Genomic DNA, 206 nt, shown 5'->3' with positions numbered 1-206 from the left:
GCATCCATCAACCGACCACGCGCCGACACCAAAGCGCACGCGTCATCCAGCGACAACACCCCCGCCACATGCGCGGCAGCCAGCTCACCGATCGAATGCCCCACCAGCACATCCGGAGCCACACCCCACGACTCCACCAACCGGAACAGCGCCACCTCCAACGCGAACAACCCAGCCTGAGCGAACACCGTCCGCTCCAACAACGC

1 protein-coding gene is annotated in these 206 nt (G+C 65.5%); it reads right to left on the bottom strand.

What is annotated here, in order from left to right:
* Window positions 1–206: acyltransferase domain-containing protein (locus tag E0D90_RS26375; protein ID WP_130800378.1), on the bottom strand; the 206-nt coding region annotated here is incomplete at both ends.

The sequence above is a fragment of the Streptomyces otsuchiensis genome, from assembly GCF_004305975.1.
GTDB classification, from domain to species: domain Bacteria; phylum Actinomycetota; class Actinomycetes; order Streptomycetales; family Streptomycetaceae; genus Streptomyces; species Streptomyces otsuchiensis.
Note: the sequence above shows the minus strand (reverse complement) of the source record. Positions and strands in the feature narration are given on the sequence as shown.